Raw genomic sequence first — 321 nt, 5'->3', positions numbered from 1 at the left:
CGACAACCGCGGCGGCGCCGGCAGCAGCAGCCGGCCGTTCGCCCGTCGCGACGACCACCGCTCGGGTGGCCGCCCGCAGGGTGGCTCCTCCTTCGGCGGGTACCGCGGCGGCCGCTCCTTCGGCGGTGACCGCGACAACCGCGGTGGCAGCTTCAACGGCGGCGGCGGCTTCAACGGCGGCGGCCGCCAGGCGCGTTGGAAGGACTGACAACTGACAGGGCGCACTGACGGCCCGTGAACCCGCGGGCCGTGCGCCGACGGGGCCCACCACCTCCGTGGTCGGGCCCGCCGGCGGTTTGGCGTGACGGGGATCGGCAGGGG

The 321-nt window shown here is 76.9% G+C and carries 1 pseudogene; it reads left to right on the top strand.

What is annotated here, in order from left to right:
- Positions 1-208, top strand: a pseudogene (locus C7C46_RS35740) (pseudouridine synthase); the annotation flags it as partial.
- Positions 209-321 lie beyond the last annotated feature (113 nt).

Origin of the sequence: Streptomyces tateyamensis, assembly GCF_003205575.1 — a bacterium.
Taxonomy (GTDB): Bacteria; Actinomycetota; Actinomycetes; order Streptomycetales; family Streptomycetaceae; genus Kitasatospora; species Kitasatospora tateyamensis.
Note: the sequence above shows the minus strand (reverse complement) of the source record. Positions and strands in the feature narration are given on the sequence as shown.